We start from the raw sequence: 15,217 nt of genomic DNA on the forward strand, positions 1-15,217 counted from the left end.
TGTTTTGACAGAAATATTGAAAGGACAGCATATGCCCCGCCGTGACAGTTTTGCCACCCAGTTTCCGCTGACGATCTACTACGACGCCAGCTGCCGCATGTGCAATGCCGAGATGCGCCATCTGATGCTGCGCAACCGCGCGGGCAAGCTCCTCTTTGTCGATGCCAGCACCGCCGATCTGAGCCAGGCCCCGGCCGACAAGGCCGCGCTGATGCAGTCCATCCATGGCGTGGGGGCCGACGGCCAGGTCTACACCGGCGTCGATTGCCTGACGCGCGCCTACCTGGGCGTGGGCTGGGACTGGGTGCCCCGGCTGGCCGGGCTGCCGCTGGTGGCCGGTGCACTGGACACGCTCTACCCGCTGCTGGCCCGCAACCGCTACCGCCTGCCGCTGGCCCCGATGGCCTGGGTACTGGAGCAGGGCCTGCAATGCACCGTACGGCGCCAGGCCCGGCAGGCCGCAGCGCGCAGCGAGGCCTGCGCACGCGGCAGCGATGCCTGCGACATCGACCGCCCGCGCTAAACGCGCTGCAACCCCCAACGCCCTTGACCATCAGGAGAGACCATGCATACCCCCAATGCTCCCCAACCCACCGTCCTGCTCTGCGGCGGCCAGGGCTTTATCGGCCAGGCGCTGGCGCGCCATCTGCGCGCCCTGGGCCTGCGGGTTATCGCAGCCAGCAGGCGCTCGCAGCCGCCGCTGCAGTTTGGCAAGATGCAGCAGCCGTCCGATTGGCTGCCCTATCTGCAAGGCGTGGACATGGTCATCAACGCGGTGGGCAGCCTGCGCGACCAGCCCGGGCCCAACGGCGCATCCTTGCAGGCGCTGCACCAGACCAGCCCGCAAGCGCTGTTCGATGCCTGCGCCCAGGCGGGCGTGCGGCGCGTGATGCAGCTCTCGGCCCTGGGGGTGGAGAGCAACGACACCGATTACGCCCGCACCAAGCGTGCGGCCGATGCCCATTTGCTGGCGCTGACCGCGCAGGGCCAGCTCGAAGGCATCGTCGTGCGGCCCAGCATCGTCATCGGCGCGCAAGGCGCCAGCACCCAGCTGTTCATGCGCCTGGCGCTGCTGCCGGTGCTGGTGCTGCCAGCGGTGATGCAGCAGCGCCTGATGCAGCCGGTCGCCGTTGACGAGTTGGCCGAGGTGATGGTGCGGCTGCTGCAATCGCCCACCACCGGCGTTGTGCTGCTGGGCGGGCCCCAGCGCCTCAGCATGGCGCAGATGATTACCAGCCTGCGCCAGCAAGCGGGCCGCAGCAAGGCGCTGCAGCTGCGCCTGCCCGGCTGGGCCACCCAGGCCAGTGCACGCCTGGGCGATGCAGTACCCACCAGCCCCTGGTGCAGTGTCTCACTGCAACTGGCATCGCTGGACAACTGCTGCGACCCCGCGCCAATGGCCCAGTGGCTGGGGCGTGCGCCCACCGATCCGGCGCAGATGCTGGCCCTGATCCGCAACCCGGCAGCCCACCCATCGCCCGAAAGCCGCGCATGACCACCCCGCCCCGCGCTCAGCCCATGCAGCAGCCCTTGCAGCTATTGCGCCTGAGCTTGGTCGCCGTCTGGCTGTGGACGGCCGCAGCCAGCTGGCTGCAGTGGCAGGGCGACAGCACCGCGCTCTTGGTAGCGGGCGGCATTGCTGATCCTCGCCTGCAAGCCTGGCTGATAGGCGGCGGCGCTGCGCTGGATCTGCTGCTGGGTCTGTGGCTGCTGTGCCGGCCCGGGCGCAGGGCCTATGCCGCATCGTTGGCAGCGATGCTGGCGATGACCCTGGCCGCCACCACCCTGCTGCCCAGCCTGTGGCTGCACCCGCTGGGCCCCTTGTCCAAGAACCTGCCGATTGCCGCTGCGCTGTGGCTGCTGTGGCAAAGCAGCGCCCGCGACGGACGGAGCCGATGATGAACACCTATTTGCTGCTCAAAACCCTGCATATCCTGTCGAGCGTGCTGATGGTCGGCACCGGCTTTGGCTCGGCGTTCTATATGTTCTTTGCCAACCGCAGCGGCAATGTAGCGGCCCAGGCCGTGGTCAGCCGCCTGGTGGTGCGGGCCGACTGGTGGTTCACGACGCCAGCGGTCATCATCCAGCCGATCAGCGGCTGGGCGCTGATGGCGATGGCCGGCTGGCCCTGGCACACGCCCTGGCTGCTCTTGTCGATGGCACTGTATGTGCTAGCAGGCCTGTGCTGGTTGCCAGTGGTGGCCATGCAGATCCGCATGGCCCACATGGCCGCCCAGGCCGATGCCCAGGGCCTGCCGCTGCCCGACGCCTACCGGCGCCTGGCCGGGCGCTGGGAAGCGCTGGGCTACCCGGCCTTTGTGGCGATGCTGGGCGTGTACTACCTGATGGTCAACAAACCCACGCTTTGGAACTAGCGTTTTACAAACCCAGCGCGCGCAGATCAATGCGCCCGTCCCGCATCGGCGGGCACCAGTAGTAGGCATTGGTGACCGGGTTGGACATCTGGAACAGGCCGTCGGCAATGCCGTCTTCCTCGCCCGCCATGCGGCGCATCTGCGCCTCAAAGGCCTCAAAGCTGCGGCCAAAACCGGCAAAGATGGCGCCCACGGCGTCGCTGCCATCGGGCTGCACCTTCCACCAGGGCATATTGCGGCGCAGGATAAAGGCTTCGGGCTCGAAGCTCTCCTGCGCAGTGCGCTTGACGTGGGCCGACTCGGGCGCGTCGTCCAGCTCCTCGTTGTCGCTCAGGCGGCGGCCAATCATGTGGTCCTTTTGCAAGGCGCTCATGCGGGCAAAGGCGTCCATGTCATGCAGCCACTGCTGCACGGCAAAGTAGCTGCCGCCATCCAGCCCCGGGCCCATGCCATCGGCAATGGCGGCATGCACGGCGTCATCGTCCTGGGGGTTTTCGGTGCCGTCTTCATAGCCGGTCAGATCGCGCACCGCGTCCTTGCCGTTCCACCCATGGCGGAAGCAATCGACCACCTTCTCGCGGCTGAAGGCCGGCGCCAGCAGCGCAGCGGCCTCGCGCGACAGACGCAGCAGATCGCCCTGGTCATTGCCGCGCAGCCACAGGCACAGCGCATGGGGCGTCAGCGCCAGCGGGCCTTGGGGCCCGTTGATGGCCGGAAAATTGCGCAGGCCCGGCACCTGCACGCCCAGCAGATCGGCCACCGGCTGGCCAATGCAGACGACAGCCTGCTCGCCATCGGCCCATTGCTGCAGGCGCGCCAGCGCGGCGCGCACGGCCGGGGCGTCGCCCGAGAGTTTCCAGAGTTGGTAGCGGCTGGCAGCTGGCAGCGCCAGCAGGATTCCGGGTTGGTTCAAAGCGGTCATCGTATGGGGACGCGCAGCTGTGCCGCTGCGTCTTGGCGGTTGGATGGCAATCGGCTATTGTCGCGCAGCTGTCCTACAAACTCCGCGCTTGGCCGTTTGCATTGCCCAATCACTGCCATAGCTGTTGCGCTTGAGCCGCAGCTTGGCAGAATCTGTGCGATCAATGTCATTGCTGCCACATCGCGCTGCATGCACACTGTGCGCATGTCTCCATCCCGCACCACCGCCGCCCACAGCGCCCAGCCCGGCCACCACGTCATCTGCATTGCCTACCCGCGCGCGATGAGCCTGGACATCACCGGGCCCATGCAGGTGTTTGCCACCGCCAACGATGTGCGCCAGCGCCAGGGCCTGCCTGCCTTCTACCAGTTGGTCTTTGCCGGGCTGGAGGCCGGGCCGGTGACCTTGTCCTGCGGTTTGCAGACCATCGCCACCGAGGGCCTGGGCCAGCTGCGCCCGGGCGCCAACAGCACGGTGCTGGTGCCGGGGGGCGATGGCGTGGTCGATGTGCAGCACCACAGCGGCCTGCGCCAATGGCTGCAGCGCACGGCGCCCCAGGTGCAGCGCCTGGGCTCGGTCTGCTCGGGTGCGTTGATCCTGGCGCGCGCCGGCCTGCTCGATGGCCTGCCTGCCACCACCCACTGGTGCCGCCTGGCCGAGCTCGCGGCGATGGAGCGCCCCATCCAGGTCGATGGCGACCGGCTGCACACCTTTGATGCCAGCCATCCGCAGCAGCGCCATATCTTCACATCGGCGGGGGTGACCTCGGGCATCGACCTGGCGCTGAGCCTCGTCGAAGCCGACCTGGGCCGCAGCATGGCGCTGGCCGTCGCCCGCCACTTGGTAATGTTTGTGCGCCGGCCCGGCGGCCAGGCGCAGTTCAGCCCACTGCTGGCAGCCGAGACCACGCAGGCGCCGCGCCTGGCTGGCCTGCTTGAATGGATTCCCGGCCACCTGGGCGAGCGCCTGGGTGTGGAGCAGCTGGCCGCGCAGGCCTGCCTGCCGCCGCGCACCTTGGCGCGGGTGTTCCAGCAAGAGCTGGGCACCACGCCGGCCCGCTATGTGGAACGCGTGCGGCTGCAGGCCGCCACCACCTTGCTCAGCCAGCGTCAGGCCTCCGTCTCCACGGTGGCGCAGCTGTGCGGCTTTGGCCACCCGGAAAACCTGCGCCGCAGCTTTCACAAGACCTTGGCCGTCAGCCCCCAGGCCTTTGCCGAGCGCTTTGGCGTGGGTTAACCAGCGCCCGCCACTAAGCGGCTGAATCCTCCCGCCCAAACCATGCGATCCGGACAGCCGATGCTGCCCGGCAGCGCCCACACGCCCCGTTATTCCCAAATCACCGCCCATGCTGCTCCAACGCCATCCCCAACTGCTCACCCTCAGCATCGCGCAAGCGCTGTACTGGTCCTGCTCCATCATCGGCATTGCGCTCACGGGCCTCGTGGGCCAGCAGCTGGCGCCCTGGCCGGTGCTGGCCACGGTGCCGCTGACCTTGCTGGTGGCGGGCAATCTGCTGTCGATTGGCCCACTGGCCCGCTGGATGCAGCGGCATGGCCGCGCCCGGGGCCTGCAGGGTGGCGCACTGCTGGGGGTCGCAGCGGGGCTGCTGGCGGCCTGGGCGGTGGTGCAGGCGAGCTTTGGGCTGTTTTGCCTGGCAATGCTGCTGCTGGGTGGCTACCAGGCCTCGGCCGGTTTTTACCGTTTCACCGCGCTGGACGGCATGCCGGCCGAGCACAGCGGCCGTGCCGCAGCCTGGGTGCTGGCAGGGGGCATGGCGGCCGCCCTGCTCGCCCCCAGCCTGGCCATCCACACCGCAGGCGCCCTGGCCACACCGCTGGCCGGCGCCTACCTGGCGATTGCCGTGCTGGCCTTGCTGGCCTGCGCGCTGCTGCAATGCCTGCCGCCACGCCTGCACCTGCCGATGCAGGCCAAGGCTGCTGGCCAGCCCGCCATCTCGCGGCGCCAGTTGTGGCAGCGCCCTGCGCTGCGCCAGGCCATTGTGCTGAGCGCCTGCGGCCATGGGCTGATGGTGCTGGTGATGAACGCTACCCCGCTGGCCATGCATGGCGCGGGCCACTCGCTGGCCAGCTCCACCCAGGTGATCCAGTGGCATGTGCTGGGCATGTTTGCGCCGTCCTTGTTTGCGGGCCGCGCGGTGGACCGCTTTGGCGCGCGGCGCCTGGCCTGGCTGGGCGCGGCGCTGCTGGCCGCCAGCGCAGGCGTGGCGCTGATCGGCACGGAATTTGTACCGTTCTTGCTCAGCTCCTTGCTGCTGGGCGCCGGCTGGAACCTGATGATCCTCGCCGGCACCAGCTTGCTGAACCAGGCCTGCAGCCCCGAGGAGCGCCCCCAGGCCCAGCCGATGATGGAGTGGAGCAACAACGGCAGCGCCGCACTGATGTCGCTCAGCTGCGGCGTGCTGATCCAGACCCTGGGCTGGCAGGCCGTGAATGTGGCAATGCTATTGACCCTGGCGCTGCTGGCCTGGCAAGGCAGCCGCTCGGCCTGGGCGGCGCGGGCGCGGGCCTAGATCACCGAATGCTTGAAGCAGGCGTGCGTGCCAGGCGCTCACGCCAGATGCGCTCCACCCAGGGGGCAAATCCGCCGTCCACGGCGCTGAGCAAGGGCAGGCGCGTGTCGGCTAGCGCCTGTGCCAGCGCATCAGCCCAGGCTGGGCTGCCCCAAAGGGCTTGCAAGGGCCCAGCCAGCACCCACTCCTGGCCCCAGAAATACAGCAGGCTCGCCTGCACATTTGCCTGCATCTGCCGCACTTCGGCCAGCGCCTGGGGCTCGGCCAGTTGCAGCCAGATATCGGCATACAGAAAGTCCACCGGCTGCTGCGGCGCCGGTCGCCACTGCAGCGCATCGGCTTGCACGATATGGATCTTGGCGGCGACATCTGCCTGCAAGCCTTCCAGCACCTGCATACGCTGGAACAGCGCGATCACCTCTGGATCACGCTCGACCACGGTGACCCGCTCCACGGACGGGTTCAGCGCTATATTGGCCGTCACCCATCCCATCCCCAGGCCCATGACCACCGTGTGGCCATGCGCATGGCGGCAGGCCAGCTCCTGGCTCTCGATCTCGAAAGGCGACAGCGACATCCACGTGTCCCAGCCGCCTTGTGCGTTCTGGCGCAACAGCGCGGTTGAGGCCCCATAGACGCAGCTGCCGCTGTAGTAACCCCTGTCCAGCCCCATGCCGCCGCGCAGCAGCCGCCAGGCGCCCTGCTCGCCCAACTCGTACTGCGGCATGTGCCAGGGAGTCTGGAACACCGGCACGCCCAGCGCCTGGGCCAGCACATGGATATCCAGGCCACCGACCACCAAGCCTTCACCTGGCTGGGAGTTGGCGGTCAACGACTGCATGGGCGCTGAGGGCATGAATGGTCCAAAGGGAAAAGGCAGAAACCGCCAGTGTAAAAGCACAAGGCCCGCAGTCATGCGGGCCCTGGAACGTTCAAGCGTCTAGACGCTTACAGATTGCCCACCATGTGCTCGGGCACGACCCACTGGTCAAACTGCTCGGCGGTCACATGGCCGCTGGCCACGGCCGCATCGCGCAGGCTGCTGCCTTCCTTGTGCGCCTTCTTCGCAATATAGGCCGCCTTGTCGTAGCCGATATGGGTGTTCAGGGCGGTCACCAGCATCAGCGAGCGGCTGACCAGCTCGGTGATGCGCTCGCGGTTGGGCTCGATGCCCACGGCGCAGTGGTCGTTGAAGCTCACCATGCCATCGGCCAGCAGGCGCACGCTTTGCAGGAAGTTGTGCGCCACCATGGGGCGGAACACGTTGAGCTCAAAGTTGCCCGAGGCACCGCCCACGTTGATCGCCGCGTCATTGCCAAACACCTGGGCGCAGAGCATGGTCATCGCTTCGCACTGCGTGGGGTTGACCTTGCCCGGCATGATCGACGAGCCCGGCTCGTTCTCGGGGATGGAGATCTCGCCCAGGCCGCTGCGCGGGCCCGATGCCAGCCAGCGCACATCGTTGGCGATCTTCATCAGGCTGGCGGCCAGCGTCTTGAGGGCGCCATGGCCAAACACCAGCGCGTCGCAGGAACCCAGCGATTCGAACTTGTTGGGCGAGGTGATGAAGGGGTAGCCGGTCAGCTTGGCCAGCTCTTGGGCCACACCCTCGGCATAGCCCTTGGGGGCGTTGAGGCCCGTGCCCACAGCCGTGCCGCCCAGCGCCAGTTCATACAAATGGGGCAGCGCCGACTTGATGTGCTTGGCGCCGTGTTCGAGCTGGGCCACCCAGCCGGAGATCTCCTGGCCCAGGGTCAGCGGCGTCGCATCCTGCAAATGGGTGCGGCCGATCTTGACGATGTCGTTGAAGGCCTCGCTCTTGGCCTGCAGGGTGCGGCGCAGCTTTTCCAGCGCGGGCAGCAGCTTGCGCTCGATGGCGGTGACGGCGGCCACATGCATGGCGGTGGGGTAGACGTCGTTGCTGGACTGGCTTTTGTTCACCTCGTCATTGGGGTGCACCAGGCGCGACTCACCGCGCTCGCCGCCCAGCAGCTCGCTGGCGCGGTTGGCCAGCACTTCGTTGACGTTCATATTGGTCTGCGTGCCCGAGCCGGTCTGCCAGACCACCAGCGGGAACTCATCGGGGTGCTGGCCGGCAATCACCTCGTCGGCCGCCGCATTGATGGCCTTGGCCTTCTTCTCGTCGAGCAGGCCCAGCGCGTCGTTGACGGTGGCACTGGCCTTTTTCACCTGCGCCAGCGCGTGGATGATCTCGCCGGGCTGCTTCTCGCCGCTGATGTCAAAGTTCTGCAGCGAGCGCTGCGTCTGGGCACCCCAGAGTTTGTCGGCCGGCACGTCGATCAGGCCGAAGGTGTCTTTTTCCTGGCGGGTAGCTGTCATGTCTGGATCACTCCTTGTATCTCAACAATTGCAACGCGGCTCGTCTGGCTGGTAAGCATGTGGCTGGTGGGCCGCAGGATTCGTAAATAGGATGCCGCCCGCTTTGCGGCAAAGCGGGCGCAGCATCGCATCCTAACGCAGGCAATGACAGCCGTTCTCATCTGCATCAAGCAGCCATACTGGGCGCATGCTCTTGCACCATCTCGACACCTGAGTCTTCTAGAAGACTTATCGGGCATTTGCCACCACCGGCCTGGCGAAAGGCCGATAATTGCCCCCGTGATACCGAGCGCCAACGGCACCATAGCCTTGCGCAATCCAAAACCCACCCCACAAGCACGATGACCACCTCCATCCGTCAGCAGGACCTGATCGACTCGATCGCGGGCGCCCTGCAGTACATCAGCTACTACCACACACCGGATTTCATCCAGCACCTGGCACGGGCCTATGAGCGCGAGCAAAGCCCGGCGGCCAAGGATGCGATGGCCCAGATCCTGACCAACTCCAAGATGAGCGCCACCGGCCAGCGCCCCATCTGCCAGGACACCGGCATCGTCAACGTGTTCCTGAAGGTGGGCATGGACGTGAAGTGGGAAGACTTCACGATGGGCCTGGAAGACGCGATCAACGAAGGCGTGCGCCGGGGCTACAACCACCCCGACAACACCTTGCGCGCCTCCGTGGTGGCCGATCCCCAGTTCGCCCGCAAGAACACCAAGGACAACACGCCTGCCGTCATCAATGTGCAGATCGTGCCGGGCGACAAGCTGGATGTGACCGTGGCGGCCAAGGGCGGCGGCTCGGAGAACAAGTCCAAGATGATCATGATGAACCCCAGCGACAGCATTGTGGACTGGGTGCTCAAGACCGTGCCGACCATGGGCGCGGGCTGGTGCCCACCGGGCATGCTGGGCATCGGCATTGGCGGCACCGCTGAAAAGGCCGTGCTGCTGGCCAAGGAAAGCCTGATGGAAGACCTCGACATGTACGAGCTGCAGCAAAAAGCTGCCAGCGGTGCCGAGCTCGACCAGGTGGAAAAGCTGCGTCTGGAGCTGTTCGAGAAGGTCAATGCCCTCGGTATTGGCGCCCAGGGCCTGGGCGGCCTCACCACCGTGCTGGACGTCAAGATCAACATGTACCCCACGCACGCGGCCTCCAAGCCCGTGGCGATGATCCCCAACTGCGCCGCCACCCGCCACGCCCATTTCGTGATGGACGGCTCCGGCCCCGTATACCTCGATCCCCCATCGCTGGACACCTGGCCCAAGATCGACTGGGCGCCAGACTACAACAAGTCCAAGCGCGTGGACCTGAACACGCTGACCAAGGAAGAAGTGGCCAGCTGGAAGCCGGGCGACACCCTCTTGCTCAACGGCAAGATGCTGACCGGCCGCGACGCTGCGCACAAGCGCATCCAGGACATGCTGGCCAAGGGCGAGCCACTGCCCGTCGACTTCAGCAACCGCGTGATCTACTACGTGGGCCCGGTGGACCCGGTGCGTGACGAAGTTGTCGGCCCCGCCGGCCCGACCACCGCCACCCGCATGGACAAGTTCACCGACATGATGCTGTCGCAGACCGGCCTGATCGCGATGATCGGCAAGTCCGAGCGTGGCCCGGTCGCCATCGAAGCGATCAAGAACCACAAGTCGGCCTACCTGATGGCCGTGGGCGGCGCCGCTTATCTGGTCTCCAAGGCCATCAAGCAGGCCAAGGTGGTCGGTTTTGCCGATCTGGGCATGGAAGCGATCTATGAATTCGACGTGGTCGACATGCCCGTGACCGTGGCCGTGGATGCCGGCGGCACCAGCGCCCATATCACCGGCCCGGCGATCTGGAAGGAAAAGATCGCCACCGGTGAATTCAAGGGCATTGAAGTGGCAGGCGCCTGATCGCCCGGCACCGCTCCCCAGAACCGCCTTCGGGCGGTTTTTTGCTGCCCGCTCCCCGCATTCCCAGCCGGTGGGAGCAGTGCCGACATCCTGACCGCCTCGGCCAGGCCCCCAAACCGCCCACTTTACCCATCGCGGCCTTCAAACAATCCTATGGCGGCGCCCCGAGTACGGCGCATGCTGTATGGTGGAGGCTGCACACCGATAAGGAACAAAAAACATGGCCAAGCCGAATTACCAGTATGAAAAGCGCCAGCGTGAGCTGGAAAAGAAGAAGAAAAAGGAAGAAAAAGCCCTGCGCAAGGCCAGCGGGCATGCCTCGGACACACCTGATGGCGCTGATGGCGACGCCCCCGAGCAGGAGCCAGCGACCGGCGCGGACAGCAGCGGCGCGCCTGCGCAAGACAAGCCGGCCGACTGAGCGCCGCGCCCTTGGGCGCAACAAAATGGGCCGCCAGCATTGCTGCTGCGGCCCTTTTGCTTATGGGAAAAGGCGCTAGCCGCCCAGCGCCGGCAAGGTGTTGAACAGCAGCACCATCAACAGGCCCACAAACGAGACGATGGACTGCACCACGGTGATCGTGCGCGTTGCCTCCCCCATGGTCATGCCAAAGGATTCCTTGACCATCCAGAAACCGGCATGGTTGGCATAGTTGAAGAACAGCGAGCCGCAGCCAATCGACAGCGCCAGCAAAGGCAGGTTCAGGCTGGGGTCGGCAGCGGCGAGCGGCGCGAGCAAACCGGCCGCACCCACGATGCCCACGGTGGCCGAGCCGGTCGAGACCGACAGCAGCATCGCAATGAGCCAGCCCAGCACCAGCGGCGGAAATGCAAACTGGTGCGTCAGGTGCACGATGGCGTCGCCCACCTTGGCGCTGGTCAGCACCTGCTGGAAAGCGCCGCCGCCAGCAATGATCATGATGATGCCGGCAATCGGCTTGAGGCTGGCGCCCAGGGTGTCACGCAGCTTTTCGGCATCGCCGCCGCGCAGGTAGACCAGGGTGAAGGCGGCAAACAGCACGCCCAGCAGCATTGCAATCAGCGGGTTGCCCAGAAAGCTGGCCACCTGCAGCAGGGCCGAGCCCTTGGGCAAGGCCATCTCGGCCAGCGCATGGGCGAGCATCAGCAGCGCAGGCAGCAGGGCAGACAGCACGCCCATCGCGATGCCCGGCTGGTCCTTGCCGCTGTCGGGCTTCGCTTCGGTGAACTGGTCGAGCAGCGCCTGCTCAGGCCGGGTCGTCATGCGCGGGGTGATGAAGGCGCCGTACAGCGGCCCGCCCAGCACCATCGCGGGCAAGGCGGCCAAAAAGCCGTAGAGCATCGTCGGGCCGACCGTGGTCTTCAAGGTGGCAATCGCGGTCAGCGGGCCAGGATGGGGCGGCACCATGCCGTGCATCGAGGCGAGTGCCGCAATCACCGGCACGCCCACATAGACATAGGCCGAGCCCTTGAAGTTTTCGCGGCTCTCGAGCTTGCGCGCCACGCTGAAGATCAGCGGCAGCATCACCACCAGGCCCACCTCGAAGAACATCGGGATGCCGATGATGAAGGCCACCAGGGTCATCGCCCAGGGGATCATGCGGTCCGAGGTGTGGCGCAGAATGGCGCTGGCCAGGCGCTCGGTGGTGCCCGAGTCGGCCAGGATCTTGCCGAGCATCGCGCCCAAGGCAATCACCACGCCGACCGCGCCCAGGGTCTTGCCCGCGCCGTTGGTGATGTTCTTGGCAATGTCGCCCGGCGCCATGCCGGTGGCAAAGCCCACACCGATACAGACGATCAGCAAGGCCAGCAAGGGGTGCATGCGGATGCGCGAAACAATCAGCGCCACCAGCACCAGCACGCTCACCAAGGCGGTCAGCAGCAATTGGATATCGAAATTTGACATGCGAGAAGATGTGGATTTGTGACACGCATCCCCAGCCACCCACCGCAAAGAGGGGCTTGGGCATGCCCCAACCCTCCCATCCTACGCCGATCAGCCACCCCAGGCTGTAGTCGGATTTCGGCGGGCGGGGCGGCCGCCCCGCTCCCTGCCACCCGCCATCAAGGCGCGGTAGAGGCGCCGGATTCAAACCAGCGCTTGACCAGATCGCGCTCGTCGGCACTCAACCCCTCGGGGTTGCCAAAGGGCATCTTGCGCAGCACCACCACCTGCTGGTAGATCTGCTGGGTGTGCTGGGCCACCTCGCCGGGGCTGTCGAGCTTCACATTCTTTTGCGCCAGGCCCGTGGCGCTGTGGCACAGCACGCAGTGCTGGGCAAACACCTTGGCCACCTCACCATAGGGCACGGCGCCAGCTGCGGGCTGGCTCGCAGGGGCCGATGCGGGCGCAGCGGCTGCTGCGGGCTTGGGGCCGGGGCGCAGCCAGGCGATCACGCCCAGAATCACCAGCACCCCGATCAGCGCATAAGGCCAGGGGTGCTTGTTGCGGCCGAGCTTGTGGCCGTGGCGCAGCACAAAGAACTGGCGAATGGCCGCGCCGGCAAACATCATGCCGATGAGCACCAGCCAGTTGTACTTCTGGTTGTAGAGCCAGCCGTAGTGGTTGGACAGCATCGCAAACAGCACCGGCAACGTGAAATAGGAGTTGTGCACACTGCGCTGCTTGCCGCGCTTGCCGTAGATGGGGTCGACCGGGTCGCCATTCTTGAGCGCCCGCACCACGGTGCGCTGGCCCGGGATGATCCAGAAGAACACGTTCGCGCTCATCGAGGTGGCCAGCATCGCGCCCATCAGCAAGAAGGCTGCCTGGCCCGGGAAGATATGGCAGGCGAGATACGCGGCAATGCAGACCAGCACCAGCACCATGGCGCCCACAATCGCATCGCCATGCTTTTTGAAACCAAACACGCGGCAGATGCCGTCATAGAGCAGCCAGAACACCGCCAGAAAGCTCAGCGCCGTGAACACCGCCAGCGGCGCGCTCATCGCATTGGGGTCGGCCGGGTTGACCAGGTAGATATTGGCGTTCCAGAGGTAGGACACCGTCAGGAGCGCAAAGCCCGACAGCCAGGTGGTGTAGCTCTCCCAGTAGAACCAGTGCAGGTGGTCGGGCAGCTTGGGCGGCGAGACATTGAACTTGACAGGGTGGTAGAAGCCGCCGCCATGCACGGCCCAGAGCTCGCCGCTGACGCCCTGCTTTTTCAGGTCTTCGTCTTCGGGCGGGGTCAGGCTGCTGTCGAGAAACACAAAATAGAACGACGAACCGACCCAGGCAATGGCTGTGATCACATGCAGCCAGCGCAACAACAGGTTCGCCCAATCGAGGATATAGCCTTCCATTGCTCTCATCCTTGGCAGCGTGGGGTCTGCCAGTGCGAGGGAGGGGTGATGCCCGCTCTCCTCATCAAGCAGCCAGCGTGGAGGCACCGGCCACTTGTTGAACCTGCTCACCACGGCGGGCGATCTGAGCAGCAGACAGGCCGCAATCCACAGCCATCATCGGGATGACCGGGGCACCGCTGCGACCTTTTGTAGACTCAAAGTGTATGCAATTTCTGCCACCCAAAGGTCGGCAAAAAGCTGCACAGCCCCTAGATAAAACCCTGATGCAACGCAGCAAACCCGCTGCAGGTGGCCTCTACACCGCATGCATGGCTCCTGCCCGGGGGGCAAGCCACATCAGGCATGCTGCGTTCGCTGCAGATGCTGCAAAAGCTGCGCGGCCACCGCAATGGCAATCACCTCCGGCGCCTTGCCCTGGATGCCCGGCAGCCCGATCGGGCAGGTGATGCGGGCAAACTCCGCATCGGCAAAACCCCGCTCGGTCAGCCGGTGCGCAAAGCTGGCGCGCTTGGTAGCACTGCCAATGAGCCCGATCAGGTCCAGATCGCCGCTGTTGCGCTGGCGCTGCAGGCAGGCCTGGGTGATCTGCAGGTCCTGCTGGTGGTCGTGGGTGAGGATGAACACACTGCTGCGCGGCGCCAGGTCAGCTACCGCGCGCTCGATGGGGTCGGAGTACTCAGTCTGCACATGGGCCGGCAACGCGGGCGGAAACAGCGCCTCGCGGCTGTCCACCCAGGTGATGGCAAGCGGCAGGTTGCTCAGCACCTGCACCAGCGCTGCGCCCACATGGCCCGCGCCAAACACCGCCACGGGGCTGCACTCAGGCGCCAGCTGCTGCGCCAGCGGTTCGCGGTCAGCCTGTCCAATCCGCTGAAAACGCAGATGCACCACACCGCCGCAGCATTGGCCCAGGCGCGGGCCCAGCGCAAAGCGCTCGCTCTGCGGGGCGCCGCCGCTGGCCAGCAGATTGCGGGCCTTGTTGGCGGCCTGCCACTCCAGGTGGCCACCGCCAATCGTGCCCAGTTGGTCCTGCGCAAACACGGCCATCCAGGCGCCGGCATCGCGCGGAGCCGACCCCTGGGTCGACGCCACTTGTACCAGACAGGCCTCCTGCGTCGCCAGGCGCGCCAATAATTGCTGCAGAACGGGCATGCCTTGTTCCATGATGAAGATCGGCCTGCCATACTGCAGGTCCGCTATAGACGGATTTGTACCATGAGCGATCGACCCTCCACCTCCCTGCTGTCACGACTTTGGCATACGCTTTTTCGTATACCGCACCCGTCGCGAACACCTGCACAGGCAAGGGGCAGCGCCAAGCCGCCCCATGCCGCCGAGCAGGAGGACGACCAGGACAGTTATCTCTCGGTGCTGACCCAGTTGCCCGGCGCGCGCATGCCCCAATGGTCCCCGCAAGCCGATGGGCAGGACTCCGTCCTCAACCCGGTCGCCGACGAGGCCTACCGCAAGCAGTGTGCCCAGCACCTGTATGAACGCTACGCCGATCGCATCTACCCTGGCATGCTGCCGCCCATGCTCTATGCCATTGGCGTGCTGGAGCTCTTGCTCGACGAAGACGGCCATATCCAGGACATGAACTGGATGCGCGAGCCCGCGCAGGCCCAGGAGGTGCCGCCACTGATTGAGGCGCTGGTGCAAGCCGCTGCGCCCTTTCCCGCCCCCCAGCATTTGCGCCACGGCGAGGTCATGGTCTCCTACACCGAGACCTGGCTCTGGGATGCCTCGGGCAAGTTCCAGCTGCATACCTTGAGCGAAGGCCAGCAATAAAGGCTGGCATAGGACAGGTGCGACAAGCGCAAAAAAAACCGGCCTGCTGGCCGGTTTGTGCTTTGCAGGCGCGGTGGGCGCT

At 66.0% G+C, this 15,217-nt stretch carries 15 protein-coding genes; 9 read left to right on the top strand and 6 right to left on the bottom strand.

The features are described from left to right. The first annotated feature begins 31 nt into the window (after positions 1-31). The 4 genes from F0Q04_RS19270 to F0Q04_RS19285 are packed head-to-tail and all read left to right on the top strand — an operon-like array spanning position 32 to position 2,375. On the top strand, positions 32-523 hold the full coding sequence (locus F0Q04_RS19270) for a thiol-disulfide oxidoreductase DCC family protein (RefSeq protein WP_182342967.1): 492 nt from the start codon (positions 32-34) through the stop codon (positions 521-523). A gap of 42 nt (positions 524-565) precedes the next feature. Then, positions 566-1,495 (top strand): NAD-dependent epimerase/dehydratase family protein, encoded by a 930-nt coding sequence (locus tag F0Q04_RS19275; RefSeq protein WP_182342969.1) that lies wholly within the window; start codon positions 566-568, stop codon positions 1,493-1,495. Continuing rightward, positions 1,492-1,899, top strand: coding sequence for a DoxX-like family protein (locus F0Q04_RS19280; protein WP_182342971.1), 408 nt, complete (start codon positions 1,492-1,494; stop codon positions 1,897-1,899). The genes F0Q04_RS19275 and F0Q04_RS19280 overlap by 4 nt, the downstream gene beginning before the upstream one ends. Next, positions 1,899-2,375 carry a DUF2269 family protein gene (locus tag F0Q04_RS19285; RefSeq protein WP_116925989.1) on the top strand — a complete coding sequence of 159 codons (477 nt, stop codon included), beginning with the start codon at positions 1,899-1,901 and terminating at the stop codon, positions 2,373-2,375. The genes F0Q04_RS19280 and F0Q04_RS19285 overlap by 1 nt, the downstream gene beginning before the upstream one ends. Positions 2,376-2,379: 4 nt before the next feature. Here the strand turns inward: F0Q04_RS19285 and F0Q04_RS19290 are convergent, their stop codons facing one another. Next, positions 2,380-3,297 carry a Dyp-type peroxidase gene (locus tag F0Q04_RS19290; protein WP_182342973.1) on the bottom strand — a complete coding sequence of 306 codons (918 nt, stop codon included), beginning with the start codon at positions 3,295-3,297 and terminating at the stop codon, positions 2,380-2,382. Positions 3,298-3,501: 204 nt separating this feature from the next. On the opposite strand from F0Q04_RS19290, the gene F0Q04_RS24230 reads away from it, so the two are divergent. After that, positions 3,502-4,533 carry a GlxA family transcriptional regulator gene (locus F0Q04_RS24230; protein WP_182342975.1) on the top strand — a complete coding sequence of 344 codons (1,032 nt, stop codon included), beginning with the start codon at positions 3,502-3,504 and terminating at the stop codon, positions 4,531-4,533. Positions 4,534-4,642: 109 nt separating this feature from the next. Further along, on the top strand, positions 4,643-5,827 hold the full coding sequence (locus F0Q04_RS19300; protein ID WP_198424334.1) for an MFS transporter: 1,185 nt from the start codon (positions 4,643-4,645) through the stop codon (positions 5,825-5,827). A gap of 1 nt (position 5,828) precedes the next feature. On the opposite strand, the gene F0Q04_RS19305 is transcribed toward F0Q04_RS19300, so the two are convergent. Together F0Q04_RS19305 and fumC are read right to left on the bottom strand one after the other, a co-directional pair. Then, positions 5,829-6,683 carry a hypothetical protein gene (locus F0Q04_RS19305; RefSeq protein ID WP_232539407.1) on the bottom strand — a complete coding sequence of 285 codons (855 nt, stop codon included), beginning with the start codon at positions 6,681-6,683 and terminating at the stop codon, positions 5,829-5,831. Positions 6,684-6,775: 92 nt separating this feature from the next. Further along, positions 6,776-8,167 (bottom strand): class II fumarate hydratase, encoded by a 1,392-nt coding sequence (gene fumC / locus F0Q04_RS19310; protein ID WP_182342977.1) that lies wholly within the window; start codon positions 8,165-8,167, stop codon positions 6,776-6,778. Positions 8,168-8,508: 341 nt separating this feature from the next. Here fumC and F0Q04_RS19315 point away from each other — a divergent pair, with 341 nt between their 5' ends. Next, entirely contained in the window at positions 8,509-10,062 is a 1,554-nt protein-coding gene (locus F0Q04_RS19315; protein WP_021024731.1) for a fumarate hydratase, read from the top strand. A 220-nt stretch (positions 10,063-10,282) separates the two neighbouring features. Continuing rightward, a complete protein-coding gene (locus F0Q04_RS19320) occupies positions 10,283-10,483 on the top strand; it encodes a hypothetical protein (RefSeq protein WP_116925815.1) in 201 nt (66 codons plus the stop codon). Positions 10,484-10,558: 75 nt separating this feature from the next. Here the strand turns inward: F0Q04_RS19320 and F0Q04_RS19325 are convergent, their stop codons facing one another. From F0Q04_RS19325 to xdhC, 3 genes are all read right to left on the bottom strand, one after another. Continuing rightward, on the bottom strand, positions 10,559-11,947 hold the full coding sequence (locus F0Q04_RS19325; RefSeq protein WP_116925814.1) for a GntP family permease: 1,389 nt from the start codon (positions 11,945-11,947) through the stop codon (positions 10,559-10,561). Positions 11,948-12,105: 158 nt separating this feature from the next. Next, on the bottom strand, positions 12,106-13,344 hold the full coding sequence (locus F0Q04_RS19330; protein WP_182342979.1) for a urate hydroxylase PuuD: 1,239 nt from the start codon (positions 13,342-13,344) through the stop codon (positions 12,106-12,108). A gap of 339 nt (positions 13,345-13,683) precedes the next feature. Beyond that, a complete protein-coding gene (gene xdhC, locus F0Q04_RS19335; RefSeq protein ID WP_182342981.1) occupies positions 13,684-14,499 on the bottom strand; it encodes a xanthine dehydrogenase accessory protein XdhC in 816 nt (271 codons plus the stop codon). 63 nt (positions 14,500-14,562) lie between these two features. Between xdhC and F0Q04_RS24105 the strand changes: the two genes are divergently transcribed. After that, positions 14,563-15,135, top strand: a complete 573-nt coding sequence (locus tag F0Q04_RS24105; RefSeq protein ID WP_232539408.1) for a hypothetical protein — start codon at positions 14,563-14,565, stop codon at positions 15,133-15,135. The last annotated feature ends 82 nt before the right edge of the window (positions 15,136-15,217 follow it).

The sequence above is a fragment of the Comamonas koreensis genome (genome assembly GCF_014076495.1).
Taxonomy (GTDB): domain Bacteria; phylum Pseudomonadota; class Gammaproteobacteria; order Burkholderiales; family Burkholderiaceae_C; genus Comamonas; species Comamonas squillarum.